Here is a 15,707-nt window from a genome sequence, read left to right as displayed (position 1 = left end):
TTTAGGCTTTTATTCATGCAGAAAATTTGCCCTATATATTATACAAATCAACTGGGTTAGTTTATGAGTTCAGTTACGAAATACATTGTTTATGGACCGCAGTCTACACTGCGGCGGATGACTCCGAAACTTTTTGAAAGTGTAGAACCAAAATACCTGTACCAATACAACTCACCGGAAAATAATGATGAGGTGTACGTGGCTGTTTATGAGCAGTATGAAAAACAGATCAACGCAACCATCACACTCACGTGTGTTGTGGAGTGTACGGCAAACCAAAATCGCGTGGAACTAAAAAAAGCTGGTGGTCGCATGGGATTCCGGGGAAGTTCCCTTTCCGAGGAACACAACATCGAAGCTGATGTAGTGAACTTTATCATGGACTTCTCGAAACGCTTTGGACTTTCCCTGCAGGAAGAAGTAGACAAACCTGCAGTTGAAGATGAAGACGAATAGCACTGTTTATTAAGTTTTCAACCGTTTGAATGCCTCAAAAACACGATGACGACTATTGGAGCGTGCTCCGAATGCTGGAGTGGGCAACAGAGTACTTCAAGAAAAAGCATGTTCCCGATCCAAGGCACAGCATCGAATGGCTGCTTGCCGACGTATTAGGCTGTAAACGGTTAGATCTCTACCTGCAGTACGAGCGGCCGCTATCGCCCGATGAACTTGACCGGATCCGCCCTCTTGTTAAGCGGAGGGCAGATCACGAACCGTTGCAGTACATTACAGGCTCCACCAATTTTATGGGGTGCCACATCGAAGTAAATCCATCCGTTCTTATTCCAAGAATTGAAACCGAACAGCTGGTGGAACTTCTGCTCGAGTCTACCAGCGACCTGGAACATAGTCCTGTTACCCTGCTCGATATCGGGAGTGGCAGCGGATGCATCCCAATCGCCATCAAAAAATTCAGGCCCGCATGGACTTGCCATGGAATTGATATTTCCGGCGATGCATTAAGTCTTTCAGAAAAGAATGCTGCTGCCAACGATGTGGACATCCAATTTGATAAAGGTGATTTGTTTAACCTCGACCAGGTTAGCAAGCCAAGCCGCGGCTGGGACATCATCATATCCAATCCACCCTATATTGGACCTGAAGAAAAACCGTCGCTTGAAAAACAGGTTACAGACTATGAACCGGGCCTGGCACTTTTTCATGACAATCCGCTCGATGTTTACCGGCCAATCCTCTCTTACGCACAACAGGAGAACGCCTCTCTTTTCCTGGAGCTTAATGATCAACTGGCAGATCAAATATTAAAATTATCTACTGGTTATTTCCCTGCTGCGAAACTTAAGGCTGATCTCGATAAGAATCCCCGGTTCCTACTTGCCGGTTTAACGACCTAAACCTAACTCCTTCAGTCTTTTTTAGCGTTTCACAAGATTTGTTTTAGAGGCAAAGCGCATTTACAGATTGAGTGTGGATAACTTGTGGAAAAGTTTTTTTCCTGCCTTCAACTGGTGTACTTCTTGTGTAAAATCATTGTTAAGGAATTGTTACGGACTGTCAAGTGAAATGTGGGTGTTTAGCTAAAAAATACTTAAGTTGTTGCGCCACATTATTTTATGGTGTTAAGTGCATTGTGGATAACTTTATCATTCGGCCGTTTTATTTGTTTGATTTCAGGTAAATAAATTGTGATTTTCTTATCGCCGCACAAAAAGAAATTAAAAAGCCCCGTGTGGATAACTTAAGGGATTTGAGAAACATCTTAATTATTTTGGAGGCCAAGACGCTTGGATACGGTTACTGCAGAAAACGCCTGGAATGAATGTCTGGAAATCATTCAGGATAACATTAGCTATCAGAAATTTAAGTCGTGGTTTGAACCGATCAAGCCCGTAAAGCTTGATGAAGGTACGCTCACGATTCAGGTGCCCAGCCAGTTCTGGTACGAGTGGCTGGAAGAACACTATTATAATATGCTTCGCTCAACGATAGCAAAAGTGTTGGGCAATGAGGGGAAACTTGAATATTCGGTACTTGTAGAAAAAGCAGATCGCCTGGAAGACAACCGGTCCATCAATCTTCCGCAGCGTGCCTCGCCGCCTTCACGCCCCCAGGAAATGAATACGTATAGCGATTACCATCCCGGAAAAATCGAGAACCCGTTTGTGATTCCGGGTATTCGTAAAACAAATATCGATTCAAACCTAAACGACAACTACGTGTTTGAACGTTATATTGAAGGAGATTGCAACCGGCTTGCACGCTCGGCGGCAATGGCTATTGCTGAAAACCCGGGCAAGAATTCCTTTAACCCGCTGTTTGTGTATGGCACAACGGGGCTGGGAAAAACCCATTTGGTTCAGAGTATCGGCAATAAGATCAAACAGGATTTTGGTGATCAGTTTTCCGTGCTCTACGTATCGTCTGAAACGTTTACCAACGAATTTGTGCAGGCGATTCGAAACAATCGTGCCAGCGAATTCTCCATGTTTTACAGGAATATCGATGTTTTAATTGTAGACGATATTCAGTTTTTCAGCGGTAAGGAGAAAACCCAGGAGGAGTTTTTCCATATTTTTAATGCACTGCACCAGGAAGGAAAACAAATTATTTTAAGCAGTGACCGTGCACCCAAAGATGTTCCTGATATTGAAGAACGTCTCATTTCAAGATTTAGCTGGGGCCTCAGTGCAGATCTTCAGATCCCGGAATATGAAACCCGTTATGCTATCCTTGAGCGGAAAGCCAACGATAACGGCATTAGCATTGACCCGCAGATTATTGAATTTATAGCCTACAATTTTAAGTCTAACGTCCGTGATCTTGAAGGGGCTATCATTAAATTGCTGGCCACGGCGTCGCTGAAGCATGTAGATGAAATTGACCTCCGGATGGCAAAGACTGTGCTCAAAGATATGGTCAAAAATACGCATGCGCAGATCTCAATTGATGTGATTCAAAATTGCGTGTGCGAATACTTCAATATCGACACCAATAAAGTCCGGGAAAAAACGCGGAAACAGGAAATTGTTGAGGCTCGCCAGGTTGCTATGTACCTGTCTAAAAAATATACCAAGTCAAGCCTGAAAACTATTGGGCTGCAGTTTGGTGGACGCGATCACTCAACCGTCATTCACGCTATTTCCACGATAGAAGGCCGCCTCTCTACAAGCCCGAAACATAAGCGGATGCTTAAAGAGCTTGAGCAGAAACTTGAAGTAGCAACCATATAAAATCCCGGCTTACCTTGGATCGTATTACGATTAAATCTCTATCATTCCATGCTAAACACGGCCACAATGAGCAGGAACGCATCGACGGCAACCACTTTGAGGTCGACATTGTGGCCTTTGGTGACTTCAGGCATGTTGCCAAGCAGGATGAAGGACTTCATCAAACCTTCGACTATGCTAAAGCGGAAGAGATTGCACGTAGTGTTATGCATGGCATCTCAAGGAAACTAATCGAAACACTTTGTAAAGAAATAGGTGACCGTATTTTTGGTGAATTTCCTATTGCGCGATCCCTGAACGTGTCTGTCCGAAAACTTTCCCCTCCCGTTCAAACCGATGCGGCCTACGCCGAAATTACCCTTGAATGGAACAGGTAGTTGTTGCCGTCGGTTCGAACCTGGGAGACCGCCACGGGATGCTTCAGCAAGCCGGAACTTTCCTGGAACGCATTTCCGAAACGGAGGTACAAAAATCATCCATTTGGGAATCAGAACCTATCGGACCGTCGGAACACACATTTTTGAATGCTGCCGCGCGTATCGGCGTGTCAGCGAAACCCGCAGATCTCTTGTCCGGCCTGAAAAGCTATGAGAGAAAAGCAGGCAGAAAGAATCAGCACGTTAAATGGGGGCCGCGCCTGCTCGACCTCGATATCATTACCTACGGCAACTTGGTGATTAAAACCGATACTCTTATTATCCCCCACCCCGAATACACGAAACGACTTTTTGTTTTGTTGCCATTAAGGGAAGTTGCGCCTGACTGGAGAGATCCGGAAACCGGCAAACATATAGATACACTGATTAATGAAACAGATCAGATGCAGATAAAAAAAACAAACCTGACCTGGTAGAATGTCTAACCAATTTGATTTTGTGGCTATTGAGGGCGTGATTGGCGCCGGAAAGACATCACTTGCAAAACTGCTGGCCGGACGGCATAATGCCCGGCTGGTGCTGGAACAGTTTGAGGAGAATCCATTTCTGCCAAAATTTTACGAGGATAAAGAACGCTATGGATTTCAAACACAGCTCGCATTTTTAGCCAGCCGCTTTAAACAGCAGCAAAAGATGACCAACCGGGAGCTGTTTGATGATTTTGTGATCTCCGATTACATATTTGAAAAAGACAGGATTTTCGCACGATTAAATCTCGATGATGATGAATTATCGCTTTACGATAACATATATAGCATTATGACCGGCATATCCGCGAAACCCGACCTTGTGATTTACCTTCAGAATTCCGTGGAGCGGCTCATGCAGAACATCGACACACGGGGACGTGATTATGAGAAACATATTACCGAAGAGTACCTGAAAGATCTGTCTGAATCGTACAATCAGTTTTTTTATCGGTACAATAAATCACCCCTTATTATCATTAATGCATCAGAGATTGATTTTGTACATAATCCGGATCATTTATCGTATCTTGAAGAACAGATTTTTAATCAACCGATCCGAAGCAACACACATATTCACATTATACCTGATTAATGCTTTTACGCTGGATTTTTACCGCAATACTAATTTACATGATCTACCGGTTTGTCACGCGTTTGCTGGCAAAAGGACGAACAGCCGGTAGCGCGAGACAACGTCCCCAGTTTGACCCGAGCAGCAACGGAACTGAGACAAACCGTAGCAGCCGCAAGAAAAATCTGGATCAGATTGAGGATGCTGAATACGAAGATATAACCGAAAAAGAGAAGAAATAATATAGTTTATGAGTTTTGAAGAACGCCACAAGAAAGGATATGAATTACTTCACGAGAAAGATCTGGATGAGAGCCTGGATGTTGCCCGTGAGCTTCAGCGTATAAATCCTGACGCTCCTGAGGGGTACACGCTCGAAGGTGAAGTAATGCAGAAATTGAACCAATGGGACTCAAGCGTTAAGTCGTTTACCGACGCCATTGAAAAAGACGAGGATAACGGCCGCCTGTTTAACCTGCGAGGTTACAGCTACCTAAATCTTGATGCCCCTGATAAAGCAAAAGAAGATTTGGAACGAGCTATTGCGCTCGACGACCTTCCGGCAGCTCACCGGAATCTGGTACTTTATAAATTAATGGTCGGCGAAGGCCAGCAAGCCATCCAATATCTACTCGACAGGATCAAAAGCTCGCCAAAAGACGTTGAAAACTGGATTTTGATGGGAGACCTGATGAAGAAAGGCGGGCACGACGAGAAGGCTAAAACTTACTATGAGCAGGCCCTGAAGATGGACCCCGGCAATGAATACGTAAAAGACCTGCTGGAAGAGTAGTTAGTTAAACAATTGAAATTAAAAGCCTGGCCCGGACATCCGGACCAGGCTTTTTTTGTTCCTGGCAGGTTGAGTTCGTTTTATAATGCACTGAATTCCCACGGGAGGCACCAAGCTAATCTAATCTATGGTAGAGGTTTAGGGTATTTAATCGGGTACGTCTCCTAATTTTTTTGTACTCTTTGATACAAATTGCTTTGGGGTTTAAAAAGAAAGGCTCGACAGATCATGGTTATCTATTTATTGGTTGTGATGGCTCTTCAATCAGCCATTGATTTAACATCGAACCAAACTGAGCCTTACCAAAATCTCGAATACGAACTTTCGAACCTGGATTTTAAGGCAACATTCGATCCCTCAAACGGAGATATCTATCTTTTCAACAACCAGGACCGCACCCTGATTACTATCTCTGAGTCGGGTTAGGTTGATACCCTGGGTACGTTATCAGGAGCTTTCGACGGGCTGGATAAAATGGACATCACCCTCTCAGGTGAATCCATTTATTTTTGGGAAAACGGCATCGGCAGAGTTCATCGCTACGATGTTGCAACCGGCAATATGATACGGGAAGACACATCTCACCAGCACAGGACCATGTTCAGGCACGCCCCTTTTCTGTCGGGTGACAACTACATTTACGCCATAGGAGGATATGGGTACTGGGAGATGCGAAATTTTCTCATTCGCTATGAACCTGAGTTTGGTCAGTGGGAAAAAATTCCCTCTAAAAATGACGGCATCGTAATACGTGACTGGGGCGGACTGCTTTATAAAGTAGGCGACACATTTTACTATTTCTTTCCTCTCCACTTCTCGTTACTTCTCATATTTCGTGCCGATTACATCCTCTTGCACTTTATGATTGCCCTGCTATATTAAGTCAGGTCTTTGAAACAATTTTTTTCTAATTTCTGAATAGTTTTTATCAGAGTCTATCAACCTGCAGTCACTAAACCAACCAACTTATATTCATAAGGCATGGCAAAAAAAATATCTCGCGCAAACGATTTTTGAAACAGACCGGAACCGTACTGGGACTTGCCACTGCGGGATTTCCATCAATTATTCTGCCGCGCAGACGAAATAAACTGGGAGTTGCCCTGGTCGGGCTTGGCGGTTATGCAACAGGCAGGCTTGCCCCGGGTCTCCAGCTTACCGAACATTGCGAACTGAGAGGCATTGTTACAGGTACGCCATCAAAAATTCCACGATGGCAGCAGGAATATGATATACCCGATAGAAATGTGTACAACTACGAAAACCTCCCTGATATAGCAAACAACGACGATATCGATATTCTCTATATCGTAACGCCACCGGCCATTCATGCCAGGGACGCCATCCGCGCAGCCGAGGCAGGAAAGCATGTATGGTGCGAAAAACCAATGGCCATGAATGAGGCAGAGTGTCTCGCCATTATAGATGCGGCCAACAAAAACGGTGTGCAGCTAACTATAGGTTATCGGATGCAGCACGAACCGAATACACAGACCATCATACAGTATGGCGAGCAACAGGCCTATGGCGCAATCACCGGTGTCCAAACCGCGGCCGGCTACAACGGAGCTCACCCTAACCCTGAAAACTGGCGGCGTATTGGGCGAATGGGTGGCGGAGCTCTCTACGACATGGGTGTCTACCCTATTAATGCTGCGCGCTACTCTACAGGTATGGAACCTGTTGCGGTCTCGGGGCGCCAATGGTCAGAACGGACAGACATGTATAGCGATGTCGATGAGTTTACGGAGTTTGAACTTGAGTTTCCGGATGGGATTATTGTGAAGGGTGAAACTAGTTTCGGGAAATCTATGAACTACCTCAATGTTGAATGCACCGATGGGTGGTACAGACTTGAACCGATGCAATCATACAGCGGCGTTCAGGGTGAAACGAGTGACGGCACACAGCTTCCGCCCAACCCTAACCATCAGCAGGCAAGGCAAATGAATAACGATGCGCTGGCCATCAAAGAGAACCGCAATCCTATTGTGCCGGGAGAAGATGGACTGGCCGATATTCGAATCGTCCAGGCAATTATGGAATCATCCCAAAAAGGCGGAGATAGGATTGAACTTTAGGACGGGTTAATTGTACTTATTTTGGTATCGCCTCTCTTTGGCAGGGCACACTCTTTTCAGTGTTAAATTTCAATTCCTTACACACTATAATATGACACCGACAAAGAGGTGCATGTCGATTTACTATTACCTGAATTAAATTTAAAAAAATGACAAAACCAGTCCAAAACGGGCGTCATCTCGCACTTTCCCTCAGGGATCCCGGGGGATCCGTGATCTACTGTCCTTAACAAAGGCAGGAGATGCCACGCCGAGGCGTGGCATGACATAGGTGATGACGAATTAACTTAACTAGGGCTCATTTCGTCTGTTTTTGTTGATATCCAATAAATTTAAGAATCGAACTCAGGTTATTAACTCCGTTTCTCACTATAATAATTTTGCGGAGCTTTTTTCTCCCTCAGAACAGGAAACACCAATGTAAAAGTGGTCCCTTTTCCTCGGCCCTCACTGTTAACCAAAATATTACCACCCATTTCTTTCATATAGTTGGCACTGCTGTGAAGACCAAATCCGTGCCCTTTCTTTTTAGTTGTGTATGTATATTCAAAAATCTTATCCAGGTTTTCGACCTTAATACCCGTCCCGTTGTCTGAAACTGACAGATAGACTTTGTAATTGTCTTCCCAGCTTTTAATGATCAGGGTCTTGTTATCGGGATCTTTTTCTTCCATTGACTCTGTTGCATTCTTTATGAAATTCACCATTACGTGAATTAACTTCGAGCGCTGTGCAATTACAGGAGTTCTGGCGTTCAGATCTTTTATAATTTTTATGTCATCTTGCTTAATTAAATCATCCTGCAATGATAATGTAACATCAACTATTTCTGAAATATCTGTTTCACTGGTATTTTTGCCTGATATGGTATGAGTTTGCTGAGCTGTAATAACATCATTTATGATAGTTATCTTCTCGTCAAGCCTTGCAGATTGCGACACGATATCCTCGCGCTCCTTCCTGAGAGGTTCCTCCAGTTTCAGGTAATAATTCAACAGTTTTTTGCCATTTGGATCTTCAAAAATGAACTGGTCAATATTATCGATATGCTCTCGCAGCATTTTATTGGCTTGAATCAGCCCATCAATCTTAGAGTTTTTAGCGGTATCCTGTATAAATGTGTTAGAACTATTAACACTGCTCAGTACATTAGCTACATTATGTAACACGCCCGCAGCAATTTCAGCCATTCCTGCTTTACCCGATTTTTCTTCCAGTTCGGCCTCGGCTATCTTCAACCGTTTGACGATAGATTCAATTTCGCTCATCCTTGCAGCTAACTCCTCTTTTAGCCTCTCATTTTCTTCACGAACAGACACTACTTTTTTACCATACTCGATGTAGCCGTAGATTAAAATGCTGCCAACTACAATGGTAAACAGGATGTAAAACCAGGCCGACCACCAAAACGGAGCTCCACCCGAGGCCTGCATAAGCGTGACAAGTCCCAAATTGCCGGGCATAAATCCGGCATACAGTACCGACTGTCTTTCATCGGCTTTACTTTGATCCAAAACACGGTGATCATCATCTGCCGGTTGATAACTCAATTCTGCCACCTCATTCTGAGCATGACCGTTTGACTGCAAAATATTTCCCGCATTTATGCAGACAAGAAGCAACAGTGCGATGCAATAACTAAATCTAACTATCATGCTTTTCCACCAACTTCTTATTAATGCGACTGTTATTTGTATCAGAATATTTATTCAGAGCGTTAATCAATCTGGATTTATCAATAGGTTTGGTAATAAAATCATCAGCCCCCGCATCAATACTATTATCGCGATCTTCTACCATTGCGGAAGCTGTAAGAATTATTATGGGGATGCGTTGCCCGGTCTTTTCTTCCATTTCCCGAATGATTTCAGTAGCCTCTAAGCCACCCATATCGGGCATTTGAACATCCATAAGCACAACGCTATACGATCTTTGTTTGAGCGCTTCGATGGCTTCTGCACCTGTTTCTACTACCTCTGCTGAAATCCCCTCTTTTTCAAGAAACTTTTGAACCACGAGCTGGCTCATTTTGTCATCATCTGCAACCAAAACTTTCATTTCTTTTAGTGGAAACTCCTTACCATCAATTGCATCCGATTCGGAATGGCTTTCAGCATGCGATTCGTTTGCCTCCATTTCAAGAGGAACTTCAAACCAAAAATTTGACCCTTTACCGGGTTCACTTTCCACGCCCACCGTCCCTTTCATCAAATCTACCAGCTGCCTGCAGATTGTAAGTCCCAGACCGGTTCCCCCGAACTTTCGGGTGGTAGAGGCATCTGCTTGTTTAAATGGGTCAAAAATACCGTCAATTTTATCTTTGGGAATCCCCGTTCCGGTATCTTCCACTGAAAATTTCACGAGATTTTCCTTACCCCTTTTTCCCATAAGGCTTACGTGAATAATTACACTACCCTCTTCCGTGAATTTTACCGCATTGCTGCCAAAGTTTAAAAGCAGCTGTTTCAAACGTGTCGGATCGCCCATCAAAGAGTCAGGAACGCCATTGTCTATGGAATAATCTATGTTTAATCCTTTCGCTTTAGATTGAAAGGAGATCGTTTGAATTACATCAGATACAATTTCTTCAGGTTTAAAAGGGACGATTTCAATGTCCATTTTACCCGCTTCCATTTTTGAAAAATCGAGAATATCATTTACTACACGGAGTAAGGAATCCGCGCTTTTTTTCACCATTTCAGACAACTTTCGTTGTTTTCCATCAAGCTCGGTTTCCAACAGAAGTGAATTCATTCCCATCACCCCATTCATCGGGGTTCTGATTTCGTGACTCATTGTAGCCAAAAACGCGCTTTTTATAGCCGTTGCTCTTTCGGCCTTGTCTTTCATTCGCTTGTATTCTTTCACGAGGCTCTCAAGCTCCTGTGTTCTTTCCTTCACCTCAATCTCGAGGTTGTCGGTGTAGGCCATTTTTTCCTGACGCAGATTCCACTTCGTCGTAAGAGTAAGGGCTGTTTGCTTGAAAGCTGTAATATCAAACGGCTTCTTCAAAAACAAAAGATTATCTGTATTACCAAGGTTTACAACAATCTGATCCCAGGAATAGTCAGTAAAGGCAGTACAAATCACCATTTCCGTAAAAGGATGGTTTTCCCAAATTTTTTGAATGGTTTCTATACCGTCCATTCCCGGCGGCATCCTCACGTCCATGAACACCAGCGAATAGGGATCTCCTATTTCGTGAGCGTCATTCACCATCCGAATGGCGTCTTCGCCTTGATAAGCATGGTCAATATCGTAGAATGTTTCAGATAGTATCCCCGGCTCCTTCAAGGTGGATGACCCGAACAGCTCGTCTTCCATCTGACGTAACTCTTTATCTGATCTGTATTTATTGATTGATAGAACCGACTCGATATCTTCGTGTATCGAGTCATCATCATCTACCAACAAAATTCTTGCTCTGTTTTTCATTCTTGCCATATCCCGCACACCTTAAGAAAAAAAGCGGTGCAGCGATTGTTTTTTTAGGTAACCTGCGATTTTCGTATAAACGTAACTATCAAAAAATTTAGGGTTTCTTATTTATCGGTCACGATTACTTCAATCTGAAGTAAAATTGTAGAAAGTCTTTTCTCCTATTTGGCAAATCACTCTAATTGTTGATAAACCGGCCTTATTAGGTATAAAAACCTATATTTAAAAAACCCTCTTGGTATGAAATTACTGCCAATTGACACCGTCATGCCACTGATATATTGAATTTTAATATTGAAGTAGACCGAAAATAATCGTTGCAAAAAAAATATATATTATCGAATAACGCAAAGTTGTTGGTTACATGCCCTAAAAAATTGATGATCCTGAACACTATGTTTATCGATGTTATGTGACCGTCTCACCTAATCTAATTTCTTTAATTGGCTCAAACTTTATTTTTGAGCACCGATCAAAGTCAGAAGATTTCTTCGTAATTTTCTTCGCTACAGATTTAGCTTACCTGATCTGAATATCGACACAGTTACTTTATCTCACCTATATGCTTTCAGTACCTATATTCCAACAGCCGGACGAAACAACTTGCGGGCCTACATGCCTGCACTCGATCTATCAGTATTATGAGAAGCCGTACTCGCTCGACTCTGTCATTGATGATGTGGATCAGTTTGAAGAGGGAGGAACCATCGGTGTTCTCTTGGCAAACGATGCCCTCACGAAAGGTTTTAGAGTGACCATTTATTCTTTCAATCTCCAAATTTTCGATCCCACCTGGTTTGGCCTTAACCGAAAAGAGATGATTGATAAGCTGAAAGCTCAGCTGGAACACAAACAGAGCGCAAAGCTAAAAGTTGCATCAGAAGCCTACATCCGTTTTTTGGAGCTTGGCGGCCGTCTTAAGTTTGAGGATCTGAAATCTGCAATCATCCGCAGATATCTGAAAAAAGATCAGCCCGTGATTGCCGGCCTGAGTGCTACTTACTTATATAAGAGCATGCGGGAATTTGGTGCTAACCTTGATTATGATGATCTCCGGGGCGAACCTTCCGGGCATTTTGTAGTGCTGCATGGATACGACAGGGAAACCCGGGAAGTGTATATTGCGGATCCCATCAAAACAAATCCCACGGGTAATGGCACGTTTTACAGGATGTCGATCGACCGAGTGATTAACGCCATTCTCCTGGGTATTGTAACGTATGATGCCAACCTAATTATCATGACTCCGAAAAAACGAGAAGGCGTAACATGAAACATTTGATTGTGGTTGATAATCCTAAAAAATGGACACTGAACATTCCTAATGTTGATGTCATTTCAGCTAAATCGTACCTGAGCGATACTTCTTACAGTGCAATGAGAAACGTGAAAGTCTTTAACCTGTGCAGAAGCTATCGATACCAGTCGCTTGGTTATTATGTGTCGCTGCTCGCCTCGGCCCGCGGACACAAACCTGTGCCCAATATCCTGGCCATCCAGGACCTCAAATCGCAGGCGATCATCAGGATTGCTTCGTCTGAACTCGACTCGCTCATTCAGAAAAGCCTGAAACCTATCCAGGGCAACACATTTACCCTGAGTATCTATTTTGGAAAGAATCTTGCCAAACGGCATAATCAGCTCTCGCAACGGCTATTTGCCCAGTTCCAGGCACCGCTACTCCGGGCTGAATTCATCAAAAAAGATTCCGTGTGGATTCTTCGTTCTCTTCAGCCAATTGCATCGAACGATGTGCCCGATGATCATAAACCATTTGTGTCGGACATGGCCGGGGAGTTTTTTAACAAGCGAACTATAAATCGTCCTAAGAAGGAAACGCGTTACGATCTCGCCATTCTTGTAAATCCCGACGAAGATCTCCCGCCGTCCGATGAAAAGGCGATCCGGAAATTCATCAAAGCGGCAGAATTACTCGACTTTTATACCGAGCGGATCACCAAAGAGGATATTTCCCGAATCAACGAATTTGATGCGCTGTTCATCCGTGAAACCACCAGCGTGAACCATCACACCTACCGGATGGCCCGCCGGGCAGCCGCAGAAGGACTTATTGTGATCGACGATCCTGAATCAATCCTAACCTGCACTAACAAGGTGTACCTGGCTGAACTCCTGACAAAGAACCGTGTGCCCGTGCCGGATACCGTTATTTTAAACCGCGATAACATTAAGGAACCGCCCAAAACACTCGGCTTTCCGCTGATCCTGAAGCAGCCCGACAGCTCATTCTCCCAGGGAGTTCTCAAGGTAGATTCCATGGAAGAGTACATTACCGAAACGGACAATCTTTTTGAAAAGTCGGACCTGCTGATTGCCCAGAAGTTTATTCCGACCCCGTTCGACTGGCGAATTGGAATCCTGAATGGAACGCCTCTCTATGCCTGCCGCTACCACATGGCGCGTAAACACTGGCAGATCTACGAGCGGACCGGTGATGGAAAAACACATGAAGGAAATGCCGATACCATACCGGTTGATGCCGTGCCTTCACAAGTTCTAAAGAATGCTCTAAAGGCGGCACAATTGATCGGGGACGGACTTTACGGCGTGGACCTGAAAGAGATTGACGGAGACGCTTTTGTAATCGAGGTCAATGACAATCCGAATATTGACTCCGGTATCGAGGATGAATATTTAAAAGACGACCTTTACGAAGCAATCATGAAGGAGATCCTGCGCCGCATTGAACTGAAAAAAGAGAAACGGACATCATGAGTATCAACATTATTGATAAACGGCCGCTTCATCTGTTTGATGGCTATGGCGTAGAGATGGAATATATGATCGTTGACCAAACAACGCTGGATCTTGCCCCTGCCTCGGATCGTATTTTAACGGAAGCTAACGGTCAAATCGTGAATGAAGTATTAAAAGGCGCTATGGCCTGGAGTAACGAGCTGGTCCTTCACGTGATTGAAGTAAAAACCAACGGGCCGGTTTCTGATCTTCATGGACTGGGAGCTGAATTTCAGCGGCAGATTACCGATATAGAAACGCGCCTTGACAGCATGAATCTGAGGTTGATGCCCGGCGCTATTCATCCGTGGATGGATCCGTTTACGGAGGTCAAACTCTGGCCGCATGAATACAATCCTATTTACGAAGCCTATAATCGTATTTTCGTCTGTCGCGGTCATGGCTGGGCCAACCTTCAAAGCACACATTTGAATCTACCCTTTCATGGAGATGACGAATTTGAAAAGCTGCATGCTGCCCTCCGGCTCATTCTGCCGCTCATTCCTGCCATGGCCGCAAGTTCACCCATTGCTGATGGAGAGATAAAGCCGTTGCTGGACTACCGGATGGAAATGTATCGCACAAATTCCCTGAAGATTCCATCAATCACCGGGCTGATTATCCCCGAACAGGTGTTTAGCCACGATGACTATCAAACAAAGATTTTCGACACTATGTACCATGATATTGCCCCGTTTGACCCAGACAGGATTCTGCAGGACGAGTGGCTCAACTCCAGGGGGGCTATGTCGCGCTGGGACCGCGGTGCGATTGAAGTTCGGGTGATGGATATCCAGGAACACCCGGGAGCCGATATTGCCATCCTGGAATGGATTGTAAACCTGGCAAAACATTTGGTGTCAGGCGGATTTTGTTCACTTGATGAACAAAAGTCATGGCATGAGCGGGATCTTTATGACCTGCTGCTCGGTACTATGAAAAACGGCGGGCAAGCACTAATCAATAACCCTGAATACATTCGCATGTTTGGAATTAAAAAAAAGAAGATGACGGCGGGACAACTGTGTATGTACATTTTCGAGGAGTTGCAAACTGAGTATACATTTAGCTCTGAATCTGCCGATGCTCTGCAACTGATTTTTGATGAGGGTCCGCTCGGCCGGAGAATTCTGAATGCGTTTCCGGAACCCATCAATCAAAAACAGCTGTACGCTGTGTATGAACAACTCTGTGATTGTTTGCGAGATGGAAAGCTATTCGTCCCATAAGTTCATCATTACCTGTGAGCACGCTTCCAATCGCGTGCCCGACAAATATGCTCATCTGTTTACTGATGCAAAAGAAGTATTGTCGTCTCACAGAGGCTGGGACCCGGGCGCGATAGTACTTGCATATACAATTTACAAGGCAGTTCGAGCTCCAATATTATCGCATCCAATTTCAAGACTTCTTATTGAGCCCAACCGTTCACTGCATCATCCGCGGCTCTTTTCAGAGTTTTCAAAGCATTTGTCGAATCCCGAGAAAGAGAATTTAATTAATACGTATTACCTGCCATATCGTAAACGTGCTGAAGAAATAATTGCTGCTACCTTCACTCCGACCCAACAAGTGATCCACCTCGGGATCCATACGTTCACGCCAACTCTAAACGAAACGGTCAGGAATTTTGATATCGGGCTGTTATACGACCCGTCCAGATCTGCTGAAAAAGAGTTTTGCAAGCGGTGGAAGCAATCCCTCGTTCGGGAGAATACCAGTTTAAAGATAAAGATGAATCAGCCTTACCAAGGTAAATCAGATGGGTTTACTACTTATCTCAGGCGCCGGCTTGGCGACCACTATCTTGGTATTGAGCTTGAGGTAAATCAGCGTCACTTTTTTGATAGTGGCCAGCACTGGGGAAACCTGTGCCGCATAATTTCTGATAGTTTATTGCATATACAATAGATGGTTTAAAAATATTGAATTAAATTTCCTTACAGAATTGGTACCGTTTCCACTG

The 15,707-nt window shown here is 44.2% G+C and carries 17 protein-coding genes; 15 read left to right on the top strand and 2 right to left on the bottom strand.

Annotated elements, in window-relative coordinates; all coding sequences use genetic code 11:
* Positions 1-63: 63 nt before the first annotated feature.
* The 11 genes from AABW11_RS06965 to AABW11_RS06915 all read left to right on the top strand — a co-directional run bounded on the left by AABW11_RS06965 (position 64) and on the right by AABW11_RS06915 (position 7,546).
* Entirely contained in the window at positions 64-456 is a 393-nt protein-coding gene (locus tag AABW11_RS06965) for a hypothetical protein (protein ID WP_340104077.1), read from the top strand.
* Between the two features lie 29 nt (positions 457-485).
* A complete protein-coding gene (gene prmC / locus AABW11_RS06960) occupies positions 486-1,358 on the top strand; it encodes a peptide chain release factor N(5)-glutamine methyltransferase (protein ID WP_340104076.1) in 873 nt (290 codons plus the stop codon).
* Between the two features lie 390 nt (positions 1,359-1,748).
* Positions 1,749-3,194 (top strand): chromosomal replication initiator protein DnaA, encoded by a 1,446-nt coding sequence (gene dnaA, locus AABW11_RS06955; RefSeq protein WP_340104075.1) that lies wholly within the window; start codon positions 1,749-1,751, stop codon positions 3,192-3,194.
* A gap of 14 nt (positions 3,195-3,208) precedes the next feature.
* Positions 3,209-3,571: a dihydroneopterin aldolase gene (gene folB / locus AABW11_RS06950; RefSeq protein ID WP_340104074.1), complete on the top strand. Its 363-nt coding sequence runs from the start codon at positions 3,209-3,211 to the stop codon at positions 3,569-3,571.
* Entirely contained in the window at positions 3,559-4,047 is a 489-nt protein-coding gene (gene folK, locus AABW11_RS06945) for a 2-amino-4-hydroxy-6-hydroxymethyldihydropteridine diphosphokinase (RefSeq protein WP_340104073.1), read from the top strand. The genes folB and folK overlap by 13 nt, the downstream gene beginning before the upstream one ends.
* 1 nt (position 4,048) lies before the next feature.
* Positions 4,049-4,693, top strand: a complete 645-nt coding sequence (locus AABW11_RS06940) for a deoxynucleoside kinase (RefSeq protein WP_340104072.1) — start codon at positions 4,049-4,051, stop codon at positions 4,691-4,693.
* Between the two features lie 38 nt (positions 4,694-4,731).
* Complete coding sequence (locus tag AABW11_RS06935) at positions 4,732-4,914, top strand: hypothetical protein (RefSeq protein WP_340104071.1); 183 nt, start codon at positions 4,732-4,734, stop codon at positions 4,912-4,914.
* 8 nt (positions 4,915-4,922) lie between these two features.
* Positions 4,923-5,465 (top strand): tetratricopeptide repeat protein, encoded by a 543-nt coding sequence (locus AABW11_RS06930; protein WP_340104070.1) that lies wholly within the window; start codon positions 4,923-4,925, stop codon positions 5,463-5,465.
* A gap of 228 nt (positions 5,466-5,693) precedes the next feature.
* Positions 5,694-5,891, top strand: coding sequence for a hypothetical protein (locus AABW11_RS06925; protein ID WP_340104069.1), 198 nt, complete (start codon positions 5,694-5,696; stop codon positions 5,889-5,891).
* A gap of 48 nt (positions 5,892-5,939) precedes the next feature.
* Positions 5,940-6,347, top strand: coding sequence for a kelch repeat-containing protein (locus tag AABW11_RS06920; RefSeq protein ID WP_340104068.1), 408 nt, complete (start codon positions 5,940-5,942; stop codon positions 6,345-6,347).
* Between the two features lie 131 nt (positions 6,348-6,478).
* A complete protein-coding gene (locus AABW11_RS06915) occupies positions 6,479-7,546 on the top strand; it encodes a Gfo/Idh/MocA family protein (RefSeq protein WP_340104067.1) in 1,068 nt (355 codons plus the stop codon).
* Between the two features lie 353 nt (positions 7,547-7,899).
* Here the strand turns inward: AABW11_RS06915 and AABW11_RS06910 are convergent, their stop codons facing one another.
* Entirely contained in the window at positions 7,900-9,201 is a 1,302-nt protein-coding gene (locus AABW11_RS06910; protein ID WP_340104066.1) for a sensor histidine kinase, read from the bottom strand.
* On the bottom strand, positions 9,191-10,981 hold the full coding sequence (locus AABW11_RS06905; protein WP_340104065.1) for a response regulator: 1,791 nt from the start codon (positions 10,979-10,981) through the stop codon (positions 9,191-9,193). Before AABW11_RS06905 ends, AABW11_RS06910 begins: the two co-directional genes overlap by 11 nt.
* A gap of 565 nt (positions 10,982-11,546) precedes the next feature.
* On the opposite strand from AABW11_RS06905, the gene AABW11_RS06900 reads away from it, so the two are divergent.
* The 4 genes from AABW11_RS06900 to AABW11_RS06885 are packed head-to-tail and all read left to right on the top strand — an operon-like array spanning position 11,547 to position 15,652.
* Positions 11,547-12,257 carry a C39 family peptidase gene (locus AABW11_RS06900; protein ID WP_340104064.1) on the top strand — a complete coding sequence of 237 codons (711 nt, stop codon included), beginning with the start codon at positions 11,547-11,549 and terminating at the stop codon, positions 12,255-12,257.
* Complete coding sequence (locus tag AABW11_RS06895; protein WP_340104063.1) at positions 12,254-13,720, top strand: RimK family protein; 1,467 nt, start codon at positions 12,254-12,256, stop codon at positions 13,718-13,720. Before AABW11_RS06900 ends, AABW11_RS06895 begins: the two co-directional genes overlap by 4 nt.
* Positions 13,717-14,970, top strand: coding sequence for a carboxylate-amine ligase (locus AABW11_RS06890; RefSeq protein WP_340104062.1), 1,254 nt, complete (start codon positions 13,717-13,719; stop codon positions 14,968-14,970). The genes AABW11_RS06895 and AABW11_RS06890 overlap by 4 nt, the downstream gene beginning before the upstream one ends.
* Positions 14,921-15,652: an N-formylglutamate amidohydrolase gene (locus AABW11_RS06885; RefSeq protein WP_340104061.1), complete on the top strand. Its 732-nt coding sequence runs from the start codon at positions 14,921-14,923 to the stop codon at positions 15,650-15,652. The genes AABW11_RS06890 and AABW11_RS06885 overlap by 50 nt, the downstream gene beginning before the upstream one ends.
* Positions 15,653-15,707 lie beyond the last annotated feature (55 nt).

The organism is Rhodohalobacter sp. 8-1 (assembly GCF_038150125.1).
Lineage (GTDB): Bacteria > Bacteroidota > Rhodothermia > Balneolales > Balneolaceae > SW132.
The sequence above is the reverse complement of the archived record's forward strand: the minus strand, read 5'-3'. Positions and strand labels throughout refer to the sequence as shown.